This window comes from Mesorhizobium sp. Ca11 (assembly GCF_020165275.1).
Taxonomy (GTDB): Bacteria; Pseudomonadota; Alphaproteobacteria; order Rhizobiales; family Rhizobiaceae; genus Mesorhizobium.
This window is the reverse complement of record NZ_JAIUHU010000027.1, coordinates 20458-38708: the sequence shown is the minus strand read 5'-3', so window position 1 is coordinate 38708 and position 18251 is coordinate 20458. Positions and strand designations below refer to the sequence as shown.

Annotated in this window: 17 protein-coding genes; 11 read left to right on the top strand and 6 right to left on the bottom strand. The window is 64.1% G+C overall.

Annotated features, from left to right (window positions below):
• Positions 1–207 precede the first annotated feature (207 nt).
• Positions 208–1137 carry a hypothetical protein gene (locus LB538_RS28270; protein WP_224532489.1) on the bottom strand — a complete coding sequence of 310 codons (930 nt, stop codon included), beginning with the start codon at positions 1135–1137 and terminating at the stop codon, positions 208–210.
• A gap of 218 nt (positions 1138–1355) precedes the next feature.
• The gene (gene leuD, locus LB538_RS28265; protein ID WP_224532490.1) at positions 1356–1961 is read right to left on the bottom strand and encodes a 3-isopropylmalate dehydratase small subunit; all 606 of its coding nucleotides are present in this window, start codon (positions 1959–1961) and stop codon (positions 1356–1358) included.
• A gap of 189 nt (positions 1962–2150) precedes the next feature.
• On the opposite strand from leuD, the gene LB538_RS28260 reads away from it, so the two are divergent.
• The 4 genes from LB538_RS28260 (at position 2151) to LB538_RS28245 (ending at position 4226) form a co-directional block, all read left to right on the top strand.
• On the top strand, positions 2151–2576 hold the full coding sequence (locus LB538_RS28260) for a GNAT family N-acetyltransferase (RefSeq protein WP_224532491.1): 426 nt from the start codon (positions 2151–2153) through the stop codon (positions 2574–2576).
• A gap of 338 nt (positions 2577–2914) precedes the next feature.
• Positions 2915–3235 carry an ArsR/SmtB family transcription factor gene (locus tag LB538_RS28255; RefSeq protein WP_224532492.1) on the top strand — a complete coding sequence of 107 codons (321 nt, stop codon included), beginning with the start codon at positions 2915–2917 and terminating at the stop codon, positions 3233–3235.
• On the top strand, positions 3232–3681 hold the full coding sequence (locus tag LB538_RS28250; protein ID WP_224532493.1) for an SRPBCC family protein: 450 nt from the start codon (positions 3232–3234) through the stop codon (positions 3679–3681). Before LB538_RS28255 ends, LB538_RS28250 begins: the two co-directional genes overlap by 4 nt.
• A 44-nt stretch (positions 3682–3725) precedes the next feature.
• Positions 3726–4226, top strand: coding sequence for an SRPBCC domain-containing protein (locus LB538_RS28245; RefSeq protein ID WP_224532494.1), 501 nt, complete (start codon positions 3726–3728; stop codon positions 4224–4226).
• 212 nt (positions 4227–4438) lie between these two features.
• Here LB538_RS28245 and LB538_RS28240 read toward each other — a convergent pair whose 3' ends face one another.
• The 3 genes from LB538_RS28240 to LB538_RS28230 are packed head-to-tail and all read right to left on the bottom strand — an operon-like array spanning position 4439 to position 7918.
• On the bottom strand, positions 4439–5605 hold the full coding sequence (locus LB538_RS28240) for an NAD(P)/FAD-dependent oxidoreductase (RefSeq protein WP_224532495.1): 1167 nt from the start codon (positions 5603–5605) through the stop codon (positions 4439–4441).
• 52 nt (positions 5606–5657) lie between these two features.
• Entirely contained in the window at positions 5658–7160 is a 1503-nt protein-coding gene (locus tag LB538_RS28235; RefSeq protein ID WP_411909069.1) for an ATP-binding protein, read from the bottom strand.
• Positions 7161–7219: 59 nt separating this feature from the next.
• The gene (locus tag LB538_RS28230; RefSeq protein WP_224532497.1) at positions 7220–7918 is read right to left on the bottom strand and encodes a response regulator transcription factor; all 699 of its coding nucleotides are present in this window, start codon (positions 7916–7918) and stop codon (positions 7220–7222) included.
• Positions 7919–8491: 573 nt separating this feature from the next.
• On the opposite strand from LB538_RS28230, the gene LB538_RS28225 reads away from it, so the two are divergent.
• Positions 8492–9373 (top strand): HpcH/HpaI aldolase/citrate lyase family protein, encoded by an 882-nt coding sequence (locus LB538_RS28225; RefSeq protein ID WP_224532498.1) that lies wholly within the window; start codon positions 8492–8494, stop codon positions 9371–9373.
• A 29-nt stretch (positions 9374–9402) separates the two neighbouring features.
• The gene (locus tag LB538_RS28220) at positions 9403–9609 is read left to right on the top strand and encodes a DUF1737 domain-containing protein (protein ID WP_095769831.1); all 207 of its coding nucleotides are present in this window, start codon (positions 9403–9405) and stop codon (positions 9607–9609) included.
• Between the two features lie 249 nt (positions 9610–9858).
• Here LB538_RS28220 and LB538_RS28215 read toward each other — a convergent pair whose 3' ends face one another.
• On the bottom strand, positions 9859–10296 hold the full coding sequence (locus LB538_RS28215; protein ID WP_095769832.1) for a metallopeptidase family protein: 438 nt from the start codon (positions 10294–10296) through the stop codon (positions 9859–9861).
• 187 nt (positions 10297–10483) lie between these two features.
• Here LB538_RS28215 and LB538_RS28210 point away from each other — a divergent pair, with 187 nt between their 5' ends.
• The 5 genes from LB538_RS28210 to LB538_RS28190 all read left to right on the top strand — a co-directional run bounded on the left by LB538_RS28210 (position 10484) and on the right by LB538_RS28190 (position 18166).
• Positions 10484–11305 carry a HipA family kinase gene (locus LB538_RS28210; RefSeq protein ID WP_224532499.1) on the top strand — a complete coding sequence of 274 codons (822 nt, stop codon included), beginning with the start codon at positions 10484–10486 and terminating at the stop codon, positions 11303–11305.
• On the top strand, positions 11302–12096 hold the full coding sequence (locus LB538_RS28205) for a DUF3037 domain-containing protein (RefSeq protein WP_224532500.1): 795 nt from the start codon (positions 11302–11304) through the stop codon (positions 12094–12096). Before LB538_RS28210 ends, LB538_RS28205 begins: the two co-directional genes overlap by 4 nt.
• A gap of 238 nt (positions 12097–12334) precedes the next feature.
• Positions 12335–13405: an ImuA family protein gene (locus tag LB538_RS28200; protein ID WP_224532501.1), complete on the top strand. Its 1071-nt coding sequence runs from the start codon at positions 12335–12337 to the stop codon at positions 13403–13405.
• Positions 13347–14837: a DUF6504 family protein gene (locus LB538_RS28195; RefSeq protein WP_224532502.1), complete on the top strand. Its 1491-nt coding sequence runs from the start codon at positions 13347–13349 to the stop codon at positions 14835–14837. Before LB538_RS28200 ends, LB538_RS28195 begins: the two co-directional genes overlap by 59 nt.
• Positions 14834–18166: an error-prone DNA polymerase gene (locus LB538_RS28190; protein WP_224532503.1), complete on the top strand. Its 3333-nt coding sequence runs from the start codon at positions 14834–14836 to the stop codon at positions 18164–18166. Before LB538_RS28195 ends, LB538_RS28190 begins: the two co-directional genes overlap by 4 nt.
• The last annotated feature ends 85 nt before the right edge of the window (positions 18167–18251 follow it).

Below are 18251 nucleotides of genomic sequence, written 5' to 3'. Positions count from 1 at the left end.
AAGCTCCTGGTCGTCCTCAACGCTATCATTCGCGACAAAACCGCATTCGCGTGAACACAGTTGCCATGCCGTGACGTCGAAGCGCCGCAGCGTTTCAGAATTCTGCACCGTTTGCACCCTACGGCAACCGTCACGGCATGGATTCTAGGGTCTGCGCTCCGCTACGCGTCGCTCCGCCCTAGAATGACGAAGGCACGGATGGTCGCCCTAGTTCCCCTGCGCGTCGTCATACGCCTTCTTGATGTCGTCCGGCCAATCCTTCATCGACGGCCAGGCCTGCGGCTCGCCATTGTCGCCGCGGCGGGCGAAATAGACTTTCTGCTTGGCCGGGTCGAGCGCCATGAAGCCGTCATTGCCGCCGCAGTCATGCGGCACGCAGCCGGTGGCGTAGAAGGCGCCGGACGCCGTCTCTTCGGTGCCGCCGCCGACCAGAAGGCTGGTCGCCATGTCGGGCATGTCGTTGCCCAGCAACGCCTGTCCGGCCTTGTAGACGGCCTCATTGTGGAAGGCATCGATGATGTTGTCCAATTTCGACGGGTCGACATCCTTCCAGCCGGTGCCGGGTTCGGGCGTGTAGGTCAGGGTGCCGGAGGTCGTCAGCCCTTCCGTGGGCGACCATTGCAGCGCCGGCTTGGACTCGCCCGGCAGCAGATAGGGCACGAAATAGATGGCGCTGTCGGAGACTGCTGCCGGCGGCGCGCCGCATTCGTCCTGCTCGACCGTGGTGGTCTGGATCTCGCCGTCCTTCGGCTTCCAGACGATGACCTTGGCCGGCCCGCATTGGTTGCCGCCGTCGCCGACATCGACCAGCGCCACGTTGACGTCGCCGATCTTGACGATCCTGTCGAAAAAGACGTCGTAATTGCTGGCCAACTGCTTGCCGTCATAGGCAAGCACCCTTTCGCTGTCCTGCTCCGGCTGCGTGATGGTGAGCTGCCCGCCCTCGAACGGGATCGGCGCCTGCTTGTCGTCATTCGACGCGGCCTGGTCGTTGCCCTGGTCGGCCGCGCCTTGATCGGCAGCCGGCTGGTCGGACGCGGCGGGCGCCGGCTGCGTGGCCGGCGCGGTGGTTTGCGCATTGGCGCCGATCGTGGCGAGAAGGATTGCCACCGAAGCAGCCAGAAGCGAGCGTGTCATGACTGTCCCTCCATTCAGCCGTCACGAACCCGGCCTGCGAAGGCCGGAGCCTATTGATTTAAAGCCATGCCGCCCAGAGACTGTTTCGAAATTCGCTCTGGCGAGTCATATGGTGGTGGTTTCGAGAACCGTAGCGCAGCGGACATTTGGTCCGTGAGCAACGGAAGCGCAGAAACCGCCATCAGATGGCCGCCGGAGTAGAATTTCCAAACGGTCTCTCAGGCCCAGGGGCGCTGCTCGGCATTCTTCTTCTCGAAGGACGCGATGGCGCCGGCCTTCTCCATGGTCAGCCCAATGTCGTCGAGGCCGTTCAAAAGGCAGTGGCGCTTGAAGTCGTCGAGGTCGAATTTGACCACGCCGCCATCCGGCCCGCGGATTTCCTTCGCCTCGAGGTCGATCGACAGCGTCGCGTTGGAGCCGCGCGAAGCGTCGTCCATCAGCTTGTCGAGGTCTTCCGGGCTGACCGTGATCGGCAGGATGCCGTTCTTGAAGCAGTTGTTGTAGAAGATGTCGGCGAACGAGGTCGAGATCACGCAGCGAATGCCGAAATCGAGTAGCGCCCAGGGCGCGTGCTCGCGGCTCGAGCCGCAGCCGAAATTGTCGCCGGCGACCAGGATCTGCGCCTTGCGGTAGGCCGGCTTGTTGAGCACGAAATCCGGGTTCTCCGAGCCGTCCTCATTGTAGCGCATCTCGGCGAACAGGCCGGTGCCGAGCCCGGTGCGCTTGATCGTCTTGAGATAATCCTTCGGGATGATCATGTCGGTGTCGACATTGACGATCGGCATGGGCGCGGCGACGCCGGTGAGCTTGGTGAACTTATCCATGGTCCTTGCCCGTCTTCTTCGTGGCTTGCGGGGAATTTTGCCGGACGGTTTACACAAAGCCGGCGGCAAATGAAAGGCAACTGTTCGTGCGCGGGCCTTGGGCCAATGTCGAGCATGGCATGCGCGCCGGAGCTGGAACACCTCAAAAAACGGCTTCGAAATCCTGGCCGGCTGGTGCAATCTGCGGCCATGGCCGATCCTTCAAAAGTCCTTTACGCCAGCGAGCCTGCCCTCGACGTCGCCGAATTCCGCCGCGTGCTGGTCGAATCCGGTCTCGGTGAAACACGGCCCGTCGACGATGAAGCGCGCCTGAAGACAATGCTCGGCAATGCCAATCTGGTGCTGACAGCGCGGCTCGACATCGAGGGCAAGCCGCTGATCGGCGTCGCGCGCGGCATCACCGATTTCTCCTGGGTCTGCTACATCTCCGAACTCGCCGTATCCGCCTCGGCGCAAGGGCTCGGCGTCGGCAAGGGCCTGATGGACGAAGCACAGCGCCACCTTGGCCCTTCGGTCGCCATCAGCCTGATCTCGATGCCCAATGCCGTCGGCTTCTACGAGCGCATCGGCATGACGCGCATGACCGACGCCTTCTGGTTCTCCCGCAAGCGCTGATCTGAACCGCCACCGATATCGAAGCTGACTCCTGCCTGGAACCGGCAAGCCAGATCGACCCCCACTCCGTCGAGCTTCGCTCGACACCTCTCCCCCGATCGACGGGGGAGAGGAAGGACGCGAACTTCATTCAGCCTGGCTCCCTTCCTCTCCCTCCGGAGGGGGGAGAGGTGGCGCTGCGAAGCAGCGACGGAGTGGGGGAAGGCGCTGCTCAAAATCGAAGCCACCTCAAGACAGGCACAATCCGGCAAGCAAGAAAACTTAGGCAAACAGTCATCAGGCGGCAGAATATCTTTGCCACCGCTTGACATGCAACCAGATGGTTGCATATTAAAGTCATGAGCATGGATGCCGTCTTTCGCGCTTTGGCCGACCCGACCCGCCGGCAATTGCTGGACAGCCTCCATGCCCGGAACGGGCAGACGCTGAACGCGCTCTGCCAGCACATGGAGATGACGCGCCAGGCGGTGACCAAGCACCTGGCGATCCTCGAGGAGGCGAACCTCGTCACCACCATGCGCCGAGGCCGCGAGAAGGAGCACTACCTCAACCCCGTTCCGATCAATGAGATCGCCGAGCGCTGGATCGGCAAGTTCGAGCGGGGGCGGCTTGCCGCTCTCAGCGACCTGAAGCAACGCCTTGAAAGGGAAGAGCCGTGAGCGAGAACAGTTTTGTCTATGTCACCTACATCCGCACCACGCCTGAAAAACTCTGGCAGGCGCTGACTGACCCGGAATTCAACCGGCGGTTCTTCCTCAGCTCCCACCAGGAGAGCGACTGGAAGGTCGGCTCGAGCTGGAAGCTGGTCTTCCCCGACGGGCGCATCGCCGATTCCGGCGAGATCCTCGAGATCGACCCGCCGCGGCGTCTGGTGATCAAATGGCGCAACGAATGGATGCCCGAGGTGAAGGAGGACGGCTACACCCGCTGCACCTTCACCATCGAGCCCGACGGCGAATTGATGAAGCTCGCCGTCACCCACGAGGCCGACGGGCCGCACAGGCTGATCCAGAACGTCGCCAAGGGCTGGCCGCTGGTGCTGGCGAGCCTCAAGAGCCTGCTCGAGACCGGCAAGGGTTTCGAGCGCCCGCCGTCAAAAGAGTAAAGTTCGTTTCGGATACGAGACAATTGCCGGCAGAGGTGGATTCGATGCTTCAATTATCCTTGCCGCAAGCCATGGCGAATGCGGACACGGTCATGGCCTCGGCCGAGCTTCCCGCCTCGCCGGACGAAGTTGGCGCGGCGCTGATAACCAGCGAGGTCGAGCGCTGGTGGGGTTCGCCCGAAACTTACCGCATGACCGGCTGGAACGCCGATCTGCGCGTCGGCGGAAGCTGGCGTGTCACGGTGCGAACCGCCGACGGCAGGCGCCTGCCCGCCGGCGGAGAGTTTCTCGAAATCGAAATGCCGCGCCGGATCGTGCAGACGCGGCGCTACGACTGGGACCATCCGGCGCTCGGCCGGCGCGAAACGACCCTCGCCTATCTGCTGGAGCCGATCGCCGGCGGCACGCGGCTCACCATCTGCCATGGCGGCTTCGCAGGTTTCCCGGACGCCGCGGCCGAACATGCCGAAGACTGGGCGCGGGTGCTTGGATGGCTGCAGGGATATTTCGGCGGCGCGGCCTTCCCTTCTCCCCTTGTGGGGTGAGAAGCGGTCCGCGCAGCGGACGAAAAGCCAATTGCTTGGCTTGTCGAGCTTCGAACGCCCTGAGCCTGCGAAGGGCCGGGTGGTGGATCGGCGCGCAGCGCCGAGACGGATGAGGGGTGTTCCAGCGGAGTGAGACGTTGGCTTTCCCTGGAACACCCCTCATCCGTCGCCTTCGGCTACACCTTCCCCCACAAGGGGGGAAGGGGGAGCCCTCAAATCACGTTCAGCTCCCGGAACGCCCGTCCTTCTGCCACACGCTCATATCCAAATGCCGTACAGTCGATCGTGCGGTAGCCGCCATGCACGATGAGCTCGGCGATCGACTTCCCCACCGCCGGCGCCTGTTGCAGGCCGTGGCCGGAAAAGCCGTTGGCGAACAGGAAATTGTCGACCTCCGGATGCGGACCTATCACCGCATTCTGGTCGAGCGTGTTGTAGTCGTAATGCCCGACCCAGGCGCGCGTCGGCTTGATCGCCTCGAAGGCCGGGATGCGGGTGGCGAGCACCGGCCAGATCACCTCTTCGAACAGCGGCCAGTTAACCTCGAAATCCGTTGGATCGGGCGCATGATCGCCTTCCTCCGGCTCGGCGCCGCCGGTGATGTAGACCGAGCCTTCGGGCCGCACATAGATGCCGGACGGATCCACCAGCAGCGGCATGTCGGCGAATTTGTCGCGCGCTTCGAAGACGAAGACATTGCGCTTGCGCGGCTCGACCGGCAGCGCCAGCCCGGCCAAGGCGGCGACCTTGCCGGCATTCGGCCCGGCCGCGTTGACGACGATGCCGGCTTCCAGCGTCTCGCCATTGTCGAGGCTTACACTGGTGACGCGGTTGCCGTCCCGCGCGATGCCGGTGACGGAGGCGGTGATGAGATCGATCTTCTTGTCGCGCAGCGCCTTGCGGAACAGCATCAGCATGGCATGCGCGTCGAACCAGCCTTCGCCGCTGCGGCCATAGGCGCCGGCGGAAATGCCTTCGGCCGACAGCCAGGAGAAACGCTGCGTCAGCTGGCCGGCATCCTCGAGCAGGATGTCGGCGCCCTCGGCGACCTGCGTCTCGTGATTGGCCTTGAGGATCGGCAGCCCGGCCTCGCCGGCGAGGATGAGATAGCCGCCCTCGCGAAAGCCGATATCGGCATCGGCGCCGAAGGTTTCCTTCAGCCGCCGGAACAGTTTCAGCGTGAACTGCGACAGGCGGATATTTTCGGGGATCGAGAATTGCTGGCGGATCGAGGCGCAGGACAAGGTCGTCGCCGCATGCGAGAATTGCGGATCGCGCTCGATCAGCGCGATCGAGCCGGTAAAGCCCTCCTCGCGCAAATAATAGGCGACCGAGGACCCGACGATGGCCCCGCCGATGATGACGATGTCGTAGCGCACGCTTTTGGTTCTCCGACTCCAGAGCATGATCCCGACGCTCGGGTTCGCACGCTCAAATCAATGCAGGAAGATCGATCTCGAAGCGCGTGCCGCGCTCGGAGTCAACCAGCCTGATCGTGCCATCATGCGCTTTCAGGAGGGCCAGCACGATGCCGAGCCCCATACCGGTGCCGCCGGTCTCGCGCCGCGTGGTGAAGAACGGCTCGAAGATCCTGGCGCGGTTGGCGGCCGAGATGCCGTCGCCGTCGTCGCCGATCTGGACCGACGCGCGCTCGCCATCGGCTGAAGCATGGATCGCCACCTGTCGGGCGCCATGTCGTGCCGAATTGTCGATGAGATTGGCGAGCACGATGCCGAGATTCTCGGCCGAGATGCCGAGCCTGATATCGCCGCCGCCTTCAAGCCGCGCTTCCAGCCTTGTGTCGACCGGCAAGGATGCCAACGCCGCATGAAGCGTCGTGCTTTCGCCGCTCGGTTCCAGATTTTCAGCGCGCGCCAGGTCAAGCAGCCGGCGCACCAGGAGATTGAGCCGCCCGGCGTCGGTGACGATGTTGTTGGAGAAACGCTGGCGCTCGGCCTCGTCCATCGCGCCGCCGGAATCCCTCAGCAGCTCCGCCGCGCCCTGGATCGCCGTCAGCGGCGATTTCAGCTCATGCGAGACATGGGTGGCGAAGGTCTGGATGCTGTCGGAGCGCGCCTGCAGTTTTTGCGCCATGTCGAGGAACGCCGCCGACAGCGCCGCCATCTCGCGCGTGCCGTGATGGGCGAGCGGCCTGATCGCTTCGCGGTCGCCGGCGGCGATGCGTTTCGTCCGCTCGATCAGCGCGTAGATCGGCCGGCTGACAGTACGGATGAACACCAGCGCGATCAGCAGCGTGCCGCCGACGATCGTGATCGCCGCCAATGTTACCTTGCCGCGCTCGCCATAGAGGTGCTTGACGATGTTGTTCGGCGTTCGCGACAGATAGACCACGCCCGCGACCCGGCCGTCGAGCTCGACCGGCAGGGCGACGAAGACGCGCACCCTGGTGCCGCGGCTCACCGAGTAGAGCGGCGGCGGCGGCTGGTCGGGAATGCGCAGCCTGAGCGCGCTGGCATAATGACCTGAAAGCGCGGTCCGTACCTCCTCGACATCGCCGAGCGACCGGCCGACCTCGTCGCCGCCGGCAATCACCACGCCGCGCGGGTCGAGCAGCCGGAAGCCGGCAAGCGTCGTTTTCTGCGTCTCGTCGAGAATGCCGTCGAGCCGCGCGCCTATTGCCGCGAAGGCCGGATCGGCGGTGGCGGGAAGCGCCGCCGGGCGCGTCGGCATGACATCGTCCGCGGCAAGGTCGAGGCGCGGCTCGATCGGATCATAGGGATAGTTGTTGTCCCTTGCCGGATCGGCCGAGATCGGCGACCCGAGTTTTTCCTGGGGAATGCCGGCAGCGCGCACCTCCTGGGCATAGACGGCGGCGGCGACCGCGCCTTGCGCGATGAGCTCGCCTTCGGTCTGGCGGATGAGCTGGTTCTCGTAGAGCCGGAAGAAGAACAGTCCGACCAGCGGCAGCGCCATCACCAGGATGAGGATGACGACGACGACGGTGGCAAGCCTGGGCCGCCACTTCTCCTTGCTCAACCACCGCATCGGCCGAGCCGGAAGCCAACGCCATGCACCGTGGCGATCGCATCGAGACAGCCGACCGCCGCCAGCTTGGCCCGCACATTGCGGATATGGCTGTCGACCGTGCGCTCCGAGACATGGATGTTGGAGGCATAGGCATTGGCCATCACCGCGTCGCGGCCAAGCACATGCTGCGGGCGGGCGAGGAAGCCCTTCAAAATAGCGAATTCAATCGCCGTCAAGATGAGCGGCTTGCCGTCGAAGCTCGCCTCATGGCTTGCCGGGACGAGCATGAGCTTGCCATGCGCGAATTGACGGTCGTCGGCTTCTTCTTCGATCGGCGCCGGACGCGCGCGCCGCAGGATGACGTTGACGCGGGCGACCAGCTCGCGCGGGCTGAACGGTTTCGTCACATAATCATCGCCGCCCATCTCCAGCCCGAGCACCCGGTCGATCTCCTCGTCGCGCGCGGACAAAAACAGCACCGGCACGTCGGACTTCTGCCGCAACCTGCGGCAGACCTCCAGCCCGTCCATCTCCGGCATGCCGATATCGAGCACGATGAGATCGGGCGCGCGGCGCTCGACCGCCTGGAGCGCGGCGGCGCCGTCGGCGACGGCGGCCGTCTTCATGCCGGCCTTTTCCAGCGCGAAGCAGATGATCTCGCGGATATGCGGGTCGTCGTCGGCGACGAGTATGTTGTGCGGCATGAAATCAGCGGCCCGGCGCGTAAGGTAGGATGACGGCAGGATTAGAGCAATTCCAGGGAAAAGTGCGAAATTGTTTTCGGTCCGGAGTGGAGCGGCCTCGGGGCGAAAAGCAGGATACCCGCCCCATGGCATGGTCTTTGCGGCTCGACGAGCCACCAGCCTTCATTGCGGAGCCGGCGCGGCAGCGACCAGCGGGATGTATGAGGTGTTCGCATGGCGGCCTTCTCGCCGACTGGCGCGGTAACGGCGCGGCGGAATCCCGGAGCTTTTCAGCAAGGGTTTGCAGATTTAGTGCAGGCAGGTCGCCTTTTCGGCGGGATAATCGCGTAGGGCGCTCCCCCTCTCCGTCTCGGCTTCGCCGAGCCACCTCTCCCCCGCCTCTGGCGGGGGCGAGGAACCCAGGCCTGCGAAGGTCGCGCGCCCTCGGCGATTAGCGTTTCCTCGCCCCCATAAAGTGGGGGAGAGGTGGCTCGGCGCGCAGCGTCGAGACGGAGCGGGGGCTGGCGCCGCCATATGCGATTGTCCTGTCCCCTCCGCCTTGCCTCATCCGCCATCACCCGGCATAGATCGGCGATGGCTCAAGAACCCTACCGCCCGCGCCGCTCGGTGCTTTACATTCCCGCCTCGAACGACAAGGCGCTCGCCAAGATCGGCTCCCTGGCCTGCGACGCCGTCATCATCGATCTCGAGGATGCCGTCCTGCCCGACGGCAAAAAAGCGGCGCGCGACAAGATTGCCGGCATCCTGGCTGGGCGCCCCGAAGGGCGCTGCGAGATGGTGGTGCGCATCAATCCTTTGGCCAGCGAATGGGGCACCCATGACCTTTTGGCAGTGGCCAAGGCCGAGCCCGACGGCATTCTTCTGCCCAAGATCGCCACGCCGCGCGACATCCTCGAGGCCGGCGACCTGCTCGACGACAATTTCGCGCCGGACAGCGTGAAACTATGGGCGATGGTCGAGACGCCCAGGGCGCTGCTCAACATCGGCGCCATCGCCGAACTCGGCCGCGATCCGGCTTCGAGGCTGACTTGTTTCGTGACCGGAACGAATGACCTGGTGAAGGCGACTGGCATCCTGGCGACGCCCGACCGGCGCTATCTGATGCCGTGGCTGATGCAGCTGGTGCTTGCGGCGCGGGCCGGCGGGCTCGATGTCATCGATGGCGTTGCCAATGATTTTCGCGATCTCGACGCTTTTGCCCGCGAATGCGCCGACGGGGCCGCCATGGGTTTCGACGGCAAGTCGCTGATCCATCCCGCCCAGATCGAGCCGGCGAACCGCGCCTTTTCGCCGTCGCCCGAGAGGCTGGCTGCGGCCCGTGCGATCAAGGATGCGTTCGCGCGGCCCGAGAATGCCGGCAAGGGCGTGATTGCGATGGACGGGCGCATGGTCGAACGGCTGCATCTGGCGGAAGCCGAGAAACTTCTGGCGAAGGCCGCGATCATCGGCGCATGATGCGCCGGTCTTCAAGATAGGCTCGATAAATGAAACTCTACCGCTTTCTGTCCGGTCCGGACGATTCAACTTTCTGCCACAAGGTGACGGCAGCCCTGAACAAGGGCTGGCACCTGTTCGGCTCGCCGACCTATGCCTTTGACCAGCAGACGAAGTCGATGCGCTGCGGCCAGGCTGTGGTGAAGGACGTCGAAGGCCAGGACTACGGCCCGGACACCAAGCTCAGCGACTGGTAGGGAAGGCCAGCAGGCTCTCTCATTCGTCATCCTAGGGCGTAGCGACGCGAAGCGGAGCGCAGACCCTAGGATCCATTCCGTTCCCTCTGCCGAAGGGCGCGGCGGGCCAGAATATAGGGAAATTGCGGTGTCGGGCGGCAGGCGTTCCGTTCTGCACCGCGGGCTTGGTGTTGATGGAATGGCATGGATCCTAGGGTCTGCGCGCGTCGCTTCGCTCCTTGCTTCGCCCTAGGATGACGAAGTGCGCGCTCACCCTGCCGCCGCCTGCTCCGCCGCCTCCTCGATCCGCTCCATGTCGTCGTCCGACAGGCCGAAATGGTGGCCGATCTCATGGATCAGCACATGGGTGACGATGTCGCCCATCGTCTCTTCATTCTCGGCCCAGTAGTCGAGGATGGCGCGGCGGTAGAGCGTGATGCGGTTTGGACCTTCGCCGGTCTGCGGGTTCCAGCGCTCGGCGATGCCGCGCCCCTCGAACAGGCCGAGCAGGTCGAAGGGCGTCTCCAGCGACAGATCGTCCATGATCTCGTCGGTCGGGAACTCGGCGATCTGGATGATGATCTCGCCGGTGAGCTTGCGGAACTCGTCCGGCAGATGGGCATAGGCCTCCAGCGCCAGAAGCTCCATCTCGTCCATCGACGGCGAGAGCTGGTCGTGCCAGGTGCGGGTCTTGTAGATGCGGGCCATGAAATGTCCTTTAATCCCGGCATATAGGCTTTCACGCCGATTGAGGCAAATGGACCGGCTGGGGTGTTCGCTTTCAGGGTAAAAGACGAAGGAATAAATTCCGCATATTGTACTTCGCATACCCCAAGGCTCGATTCCGTTCGCGATGCGATGTATGCAACTCAGAATTGGGATCGGGTGGGGCGTCATGGCTCTTGCGTGCGGCGCGGTATGTCAGCCGGCGGAGGTGCGCCGGGAAATAGAGTCGTTTGGCTCAAGCACAAGCCCCATCCGGGTGGATACAGATGCGGGCGAAGGGTTTCTCAAATCTCTGGGGAATCCGATGGGTTCCGCGATACTCGTTTCTGAGTTGGTGGCGGGAGAGTTGGCCTCTTGGATTGGCCTCAAAGTGCCGCCGTTTGCCATAGTGAACGACTGCCAGATTGACCTGACCATGCAAAGGAATGGGGCGCAGATGGTGCCACCCCTGTTCTTTTCGAGCGCGGTTGACGGAACTCCGCATGACGGCGGAGATATCTTTTTGTCTCGTCTCCGGGAACCTGGGGATGTGGCATTACTCGTCATCTTCGACACGTGGGTCCGGAATTGGGACCGGTATTTTGATGGACAGGACAACGCCGACAATCTGCTCTATGTGAAGGCAGAAGGGCGTCGCAAATACGATCTTGTCCCCATCGATCACTCAAGCTGCTTCATCGGGAACGACGTTGATTTTCCGATGGGGCCGGCCCCCGAGGCGTGGGTTTTAGACCCCAATGTCTATGGCAAGTTCCCCGCCTTCGACCCATATATCGATGCAAAGTCGGTCAGGCGCGCCGTCGAGAGGCTGTCTCAATTAAAGCGCGATTTTGTGATCGAAGTCGTTAATTCTATTCCTGCACAATGGGGCTTCGGACCCAATGCCGCGCTTTCGCTGATCGATTTGATTTGTGGGCGCGCGGAATATGTGGTGAACACCATCGCAGGGCGATTGGTGGATGAACCGGAAATCCCGGGGTTGGTAAAATGATCCGAGAGTCTCAAGGCTATTTTTCGCTCGTTCAGTACTCAGAGTTCCCGGAGCGGGCTGAGTTTGTGAACATTGGCGTCATCGTGTTCGCCTACGGCTCGGTTTTCGTGAAGTTTAGCCATCGCCCACGCCGCGCGGAACAGGCGTTCAAGATACATCTCGGAAACCATTTTCAGCACCTGAAAGAATCGATGGAAGATCGGTTGCGGTATGAATTTGGCAACGGCTGGGACAGAGAGAGAATCGAGAAATTCATAGCGCTCAGGTCCGGGAAGGTTCGCCTCTCTCCCATTCGATCTGTGTTGGTTAAGGATCCGGATCAGCTTGTCAGCGAGTTGTTCGAAAAGCTGGTTGGCGAGGTTTCCAGTTCCCCGCGCGGGCAAAGGTTGTCGACCAAACTGGCGCAAGCTTTTCGCTCCAACGGCGTTGAGGACTTCCTCGTAAAGCCCGATCCTGTCCATCTTTCTGGAGGCATAAAAATTGAGGTTCCCTTTGCCTATCAGAACGGAGCCTTCAATCTGATCGACGCCGTGTCGCTTGCGGGTGACCCGGACAAGGCGCTCAATCGCGCCAGTCCACACATGATAGAAGGCGAACTCCTTTACCAAGAAACCGCCCTTGAACGACCTGCCCGGTTGGTGGTGGTCGGAGACGATGCTCAGGTACAGGATGCGGGATTCGTCAATATGATTGCCGATCAAATGGAACGCCACCATGTCCGATTCTATACCCTAAACGAGATCGAGCCACTGGTTACGGACATCCGCCAGAATTACGTCCTCCATCGCTAGTCCCGCGTTCGGGCAGCTTTCCGGCGGTATTTAGACGGTCGCCCGACGCCATAAGGTGCCTACCTTCTAGCGGTTTGGCGGCTCCGGATTGCCATCGTGTTCCAATAGGTCTCGTCGGCCTCGACCATCAGACCGTTGCCATAAGGAATAAATTCCTTGCGACTCTGCTTGACTCTTCCGGGCGCCTCTGGAATCTATAGGAACATAACAGGAACAATTGCTGCTGGAAGTGAACGTCATGGCGATGAGCGCCGTGGCGCGGGACACTGTTTTTGCCCTGCGCCGCCAGATCGCGAAGATCGAGGGAACGCTGCCCGAGCGCCTGCAGGCGCCCTCGGGGTGCGCGCCCGAAGCAATTCCAGGAAAAGTGCGAAGCAGTTTTCCGTCCGGAATGGCGCAAAACCAAACATCCAGCGATGCCGCCGGGCCGGACATGACGATTGTCCGGCGCGGCCTTGCCGTGGCTTCGGCGGATGCCTTCCTGCACACCGGCATCGATAGGCTCGATGCAGCGCTTGGCGGCGGCCTGCCCAAGGCGGCGCTCAGCGAAATCCATGGCCTGGAGACCCGCGATGCAGGCGCCGTTGCCGGCTTCGCGCTCTCGCTCGTAAGCCTGGTCCTCAGGGAGAAGCAGGGTCTGCCGATCCTCTGGGTCGGCACGGCGGAAATCTTCCACGAGGCCGGCATGCCCTATGCCAGGGGCCTTCATGCCCTGTTCGGCATCGAGCCGGGGCAATTGCTGTTTTCCGAGGCGCCGAAGCTGCTCGACGCGCTGTGGATCGCCGAGGAGGCGGCCCGCATGACGGCCTTTGCCGCGGTCATCCTCGAGATCCGCGGCAGTCCGCGGCTTCTCGACCTCACCGCCACGCGCCGGCTGCATGCGCGGGCCCGGAGCGCCGGCCGCCCGCTGCTTTTGCTGCGCCAGGCCGGCGAGGCCGATCCCACCGCCGCTCCGGTGCGCCTCATCGTTTCGGCGGCGCCCGCGGCAAGCCGCGAGACCCTCGCCGGGCCGCTCGCCGGCTCGATCGGCCGCCCCGCCTTCAAAGTCGATATCGGCAAGAGCCGCACGGCCCTGCCTGGACAGTTCACACTGGAGTGGAACCCCGATGAGCACGCTTTTGCAGAAAGAACAGAGAATTCTGTCGCTGTGGTTCCCGCATCTGGCCGCGGAGCGGATCCTGCGCCAGCGTCTGGGGCGGTCCTGGCGTTCCCGGCCCTCGCATCGCCTGCCGTCGCCTCAGCCGCCGCTGGTGATCAGCCATCGCGACAACAACACCCAGCGCATCGCAGCCCTCGACGAGCGGGCTGAGGCGCTCAGATTGAAGCGCGGCATGGGCATCGCCGATGCGCGCGCCATGCATCCCTCGATCGATGTGGTCGAGGCAGATCCGGAAGCCGACCGCCGCCTGCTCGAAGGCCTTGCCGACTGGTGCGACCGCTACACGCCGCTGGTGGCGATCGACGGCGAGGACGGGCTGTTCCTCGACGTCACCGGCTGCACGCATCTGTTCGGCGGCGAGCGCGCCATGCAGGACGAGATCCTCGCCCGCTTCTTCCAGCAGGGCTTCGATGTCCGCGCCGGGCTGGCCTCGACGCCGGGCGCCGCTTGGGCGGCGGCGCGCTTCCATGGCGATCGCATCGTGGCCGGCGGCGAGGAGGAGGCGCTGCTTTCGCCGCTGCCCTTGTCGGCGCTGCGCATCGCGCCGGAGACCCGCGCCAGCCTGGAAAGTGTGGGCCTGCGCACCGCCGGCGCGGTGATGGCAGCACCGCGCGCGCCGCTTGCCCGCCGTTTCGGCGCCACCTTGCTTCTGCGCCTCGACCAGGCGCTCGGCCGCCTCGACGAGGCCGTGTCGCCGCGCCTTCCCGTCGCGCCGCTCTCGGTCGAGCGCCATCTTGCCGAGCCGGTCGTGCTCACCGACGACATCGAGCGGCTGGTGAGCCGGCTGGCGATCGCCTTGAAGACCGACCTCGAACGCCGCGGCGAGGGCGCAAGGACGCTGGCGCTGCTTCTCTTCCGCGTCGATGGCGCCGTCAACCGCATCGCCGTCGGCACTTCGCGCCCGATGCGCGAGCCGCGTCTGATCCAAAGACTGTTCCATGAGCGGCTCACCGCGCTGGAGCAGAGCATCGACGCCGGCTTCGGCTTCGATCTCGTGCGGCTGTCCGTGCTGTCGGTCGCGGCCTTCGACTTGGTTCAGGGCGACCTCACCGGCGAGACCGACGACGATGACGCCGACATCGCGCTCTTTGCCGACCGCGTCCGCGCCCGTCTCGGCGAAGCCGCCGTGCTGAAGCCGGTGGTCGTCGAAAGCCATCTGCCGGAACGCGCCGTCAAGACCGTGCCTTTCGCCGAAGCGCCGCAAGGACGCGCCCCGGCGGCCGGACGGACGCCGCCGCCCCGAACAGCGCCACCGATGACCGTTTACCCGCCGGAGCGGCCGGTGCGCCTGTTCCGCTCGCCCGAGCCGATCGAGGTGCCGGCGACCGAGATCCCGGAGGGACCGCCGATGAATTTCCGCTGGCGGCGCGCGCTCTACCGTGTCGCCCGCGCCGAAGGGCCGGAGCGCATCGCCGGCGAATGGTGGCGCCAGCTGCCCGGCGAGGAAGAGGCGCCGACCCGCGACTATTACCGCATCGAGGACAGCGAGGGGCGCCGCTACTGGCTCTACCGCCAGGGCCTCTACAGCAGCGCCGCGCAGGCCGCGCCGCCGCGCTGGTTCATGCATGGGGTGTTCGCATGAATGCGCTGACCGTCATTCCCTATGCCGAGTTCGGCATAAGCTCGAATTTCTCCTTCCTGCGCGGCGCTTCGAAACCCGAGGAGCTGGTGGTGACGGCGAAGTTCTACGGTTTTGCCTCGATCGGCCTTGCCGACCGCAACACGGTCGCCGGCGTCGTGCGCGCCTGGCAACAGGCCAGGGTGGAAAAGCTCGCCTACCATCCCGGCTGCCGCCTGGTATTTGGCGACGGCACGCCGGACATCCTCGCCTATCCCCGCGACCGCCAGGGCTGGGGGCATCTCTGCCGCATGCTCACGCAAGCCAATCTGCGCGACGAGAACGAGAAGGGCGCGACGCTGCTCCAGTTGAGCGACCTGCTCGAATGGGGCGATCGGATGTCGCTGGCGATCCTGCCCGATCTGTCAGCAGGCGCGCAAGGCAACCTGGCATTCATTAGCCGGTTTAAGGATCGCTTCGGCGCGGCGCTCCGGCTGGCCGTGGCGCCGGATTATGCCGGCAACGACCGTTTCCGCATCGAGCAGGCTTCCGCGATGGCCGAGCATGCCCGCGTCCCGCTGATGGCGACCAACGACGTGCTCTACCATGCCGCCGATCGCCGGCCGCTGCAGGACGTGCTGACCGCGATCCGCCTCAACACGCCGGTTTCCGAGGTCGGGCTGGAGCTGATGGCCAATGCCGAGCGCCACCTGAAACCGCCGCTGGAGATGGCGCGGCTTTTCCGCCGTCACCCGCAGGCGTTGGCCGAGACGCTGCGCTTCGCCGACGAGCTCGCCTTCTCGCTCAGCGACCTCGAATACAATTATCCGGACGAGCCGACCGAATCCGGGCTTGGACCGCAGGCCGAGCTCGAACGGTTGGCGCGGGAAGGCGCGGCCGTTCGCTATCCGGCCGGCGTTCCCGAGGATGTGCTGAAACGCATCGACAGCGAGCTCGTCTTGATCGAGCGCCTGAACTATGCCCGCTATTTCCTCACCGTCCATGACATCGTCAAATTCGCCCGCAGCCAGGGCATCCTCTGCCAGGGCCGCGGTTCGGCCGCCAATTCGATCATCTGCTTCTGCATCGGCATCACCGAGGTCGGCCCCGATCGCATCGACACCTTGTTCGAACGTTTCATCTCGGAGGAACGCAACGAGCCGCCCGACATCGACGTCGACTTCGAGCATGAGCGGCGCGAAGAGGTCATTCAGTACATCTATACGAAATACAGCGCCAAGCGCACCGCCTTGGCCGCCGCCGTCATCAGCTATCGCGGCCGCTCGGCCCTGCGCGAGGTGGCCAAGGCCATGGGCTTGTCGGAGGATGTCCGCAGCGCGCTCTCCAGCACCATCTGGGGCTGGTCGACCTCCGAGCTCGGCGAAAGGGAAGCCAATGCCGGCGGCCTCGACCGCACCGATCCGCTGTCACGTCAGGTGCTGGAACGCGCCAACGAGATCATGGGCTTTCCCCGCCATCTTTCCCAGCATGTCGGCGGCTTCGTCATCACCCGCGACCGGCTCGACGAGGTCGTGCCCATCGTCAAGACGGCGATGGAGGAGCGCAAGATGGTCGAGTGGGACAAGGACGATCTCGATGCGGTGAAGATCCTCAAGGTGGACGTGCTGGCGCTCGGCATGCTGACCTGCCTGAAGCGCGCCTTCACCTTGCTCACCGATCATTATCCGCGGGCGCGGGATCCATTTGGACAGCCTTATGTGCTCGCGACCCTTCCCGAAGAGGACAGGCGCGTTTACGCCATGATCCAAAGAGCCGACACGCTCGGCGTCTTCCAGATCGAGTCGCGTGCGCAGATGTCGATGCTGCCGCGCCTCAAGCCGGCAAATTTCTACGACCTCGTCATCGAGGTGGCGATCGTGCGCCCCGGCCCCATCCAGGGCGACATGGTGCATCCCTATCTGCGTCGGCGGCAAGGCAAGGAGAAGGCCGAATACCCCAAGCCTGAGTTGGAAGAGATTCTCGGCAAGACCCTTGGAGTGCCTTTGTTCCAGGAGCAGGCGATGAAGATCGCCATTGTCGCCGGCGGCTTCAAGCCGGGTGAGGCAGACGAGTTGCGCCGCGCCATGGCGACCTTCAAACGCACCGGCACGATCGGAAATTATGAAACGCGAATGGTCGAGGGGATGGTCAAGAAGGGCTATCCCAGAGAGTTCGCCGAGCGCTGCTTCAAGCAGATCGAAGGCTTTGGCGAATATGGCTTTCCCGAAAGCCATGCCGCGTCCTTCGCGCTGCTTGTCTATGCCTCCTGCTGGTTCAAGACCTTTTATCCGGACGTGTTCTGCGCCGCGATCCTGAATTCCCAGCCGATGGGTTTTTACCAGCCGGCCCAGCTCGTGCGCGATGCGCGCGACCATGGCGTCGAGGTGCGCGAGGTCGACATCAACCATTCCGTCTGGGACTGCACGCTGGAGGAAACCGCCTTCGATCCGTCCCGCATTCTCGAGCGCCACGCCTCGATGCGCGGCGTCATCGAGACGGCTCACGCCGTCCGCCTCGGCTTCCGCCAGATCAAGGGCCTGTCCGAAGAGCGCATGGATATAGTCGTTGCCCGCCGCGGCGACGGCTATCGTTCAGTCAGGGACGTCTGGCTGCGTTCGGGCCTCGATGTCGGCGAGATCGAAAGATTGGCGCAAGCGGACGCCTTCCGCTCGATCGGCCTCGACCGCCGTGCCGCGCTCTGGGAAGTCCGCGCCCTTGACGGCAAGAGCGCCGCCGAGAAACTGCCGCTGTTCGATCAGCCGTCGCTCGGCCTGCGCGAGCTAGAGCCGGAAACGAAACTGCCGAAAATGCCGCTCGGCGAGCATGTCGTGCACGACTACCGCTCGCTCGGCCTGTCGCTGAAGGAGCATCCCGTCGCCTTCCTGCGCGAACGGCTGGATCGCGCCGGCGTCACCCCCAACGCCCGTTTGCCGTCTGTGCGCGACGGCCGCCGCGTTTCCGTCGCCGGGCTGGTGCTGGTGCGCCAGCGTCCGGGCAAGGGCAATGCCATTTTCCTCACGCTGGAAGACGAAAAATCGATCGCCAACGTCATCATCTGGCCACGCGTCTTCGATCGCTTCCGCCCGGTGGTCATGGGCGCGCGCTTCATCCGCGTCACCGGCAAGCTGCAGCATGAATCGGACGTCATCCACATCGTCGCCGACCGGGTCGAGGATTTGACGTCCTGGCTGGGCGTGCTGCTGGAGTCCGCCAACCGACCGGTCATCGAGCATAATCCCGCCGAACGGCCGGTTGGAGCCGCCACAAGCCGTGGCCGGCCTGTCCATCAGGAGATCGAGGCCCTGTCGGGCGCCGCGCAACAAGTCATGCCGAAAGGGCGGAATTTTCAGTAGAACGATACGGGAAGCAGACGCCCGACTGCGTGTGCCGTCACGATGCACAACTTTGATGTCGGCGGGACAGCACCCCCCTCTGTCC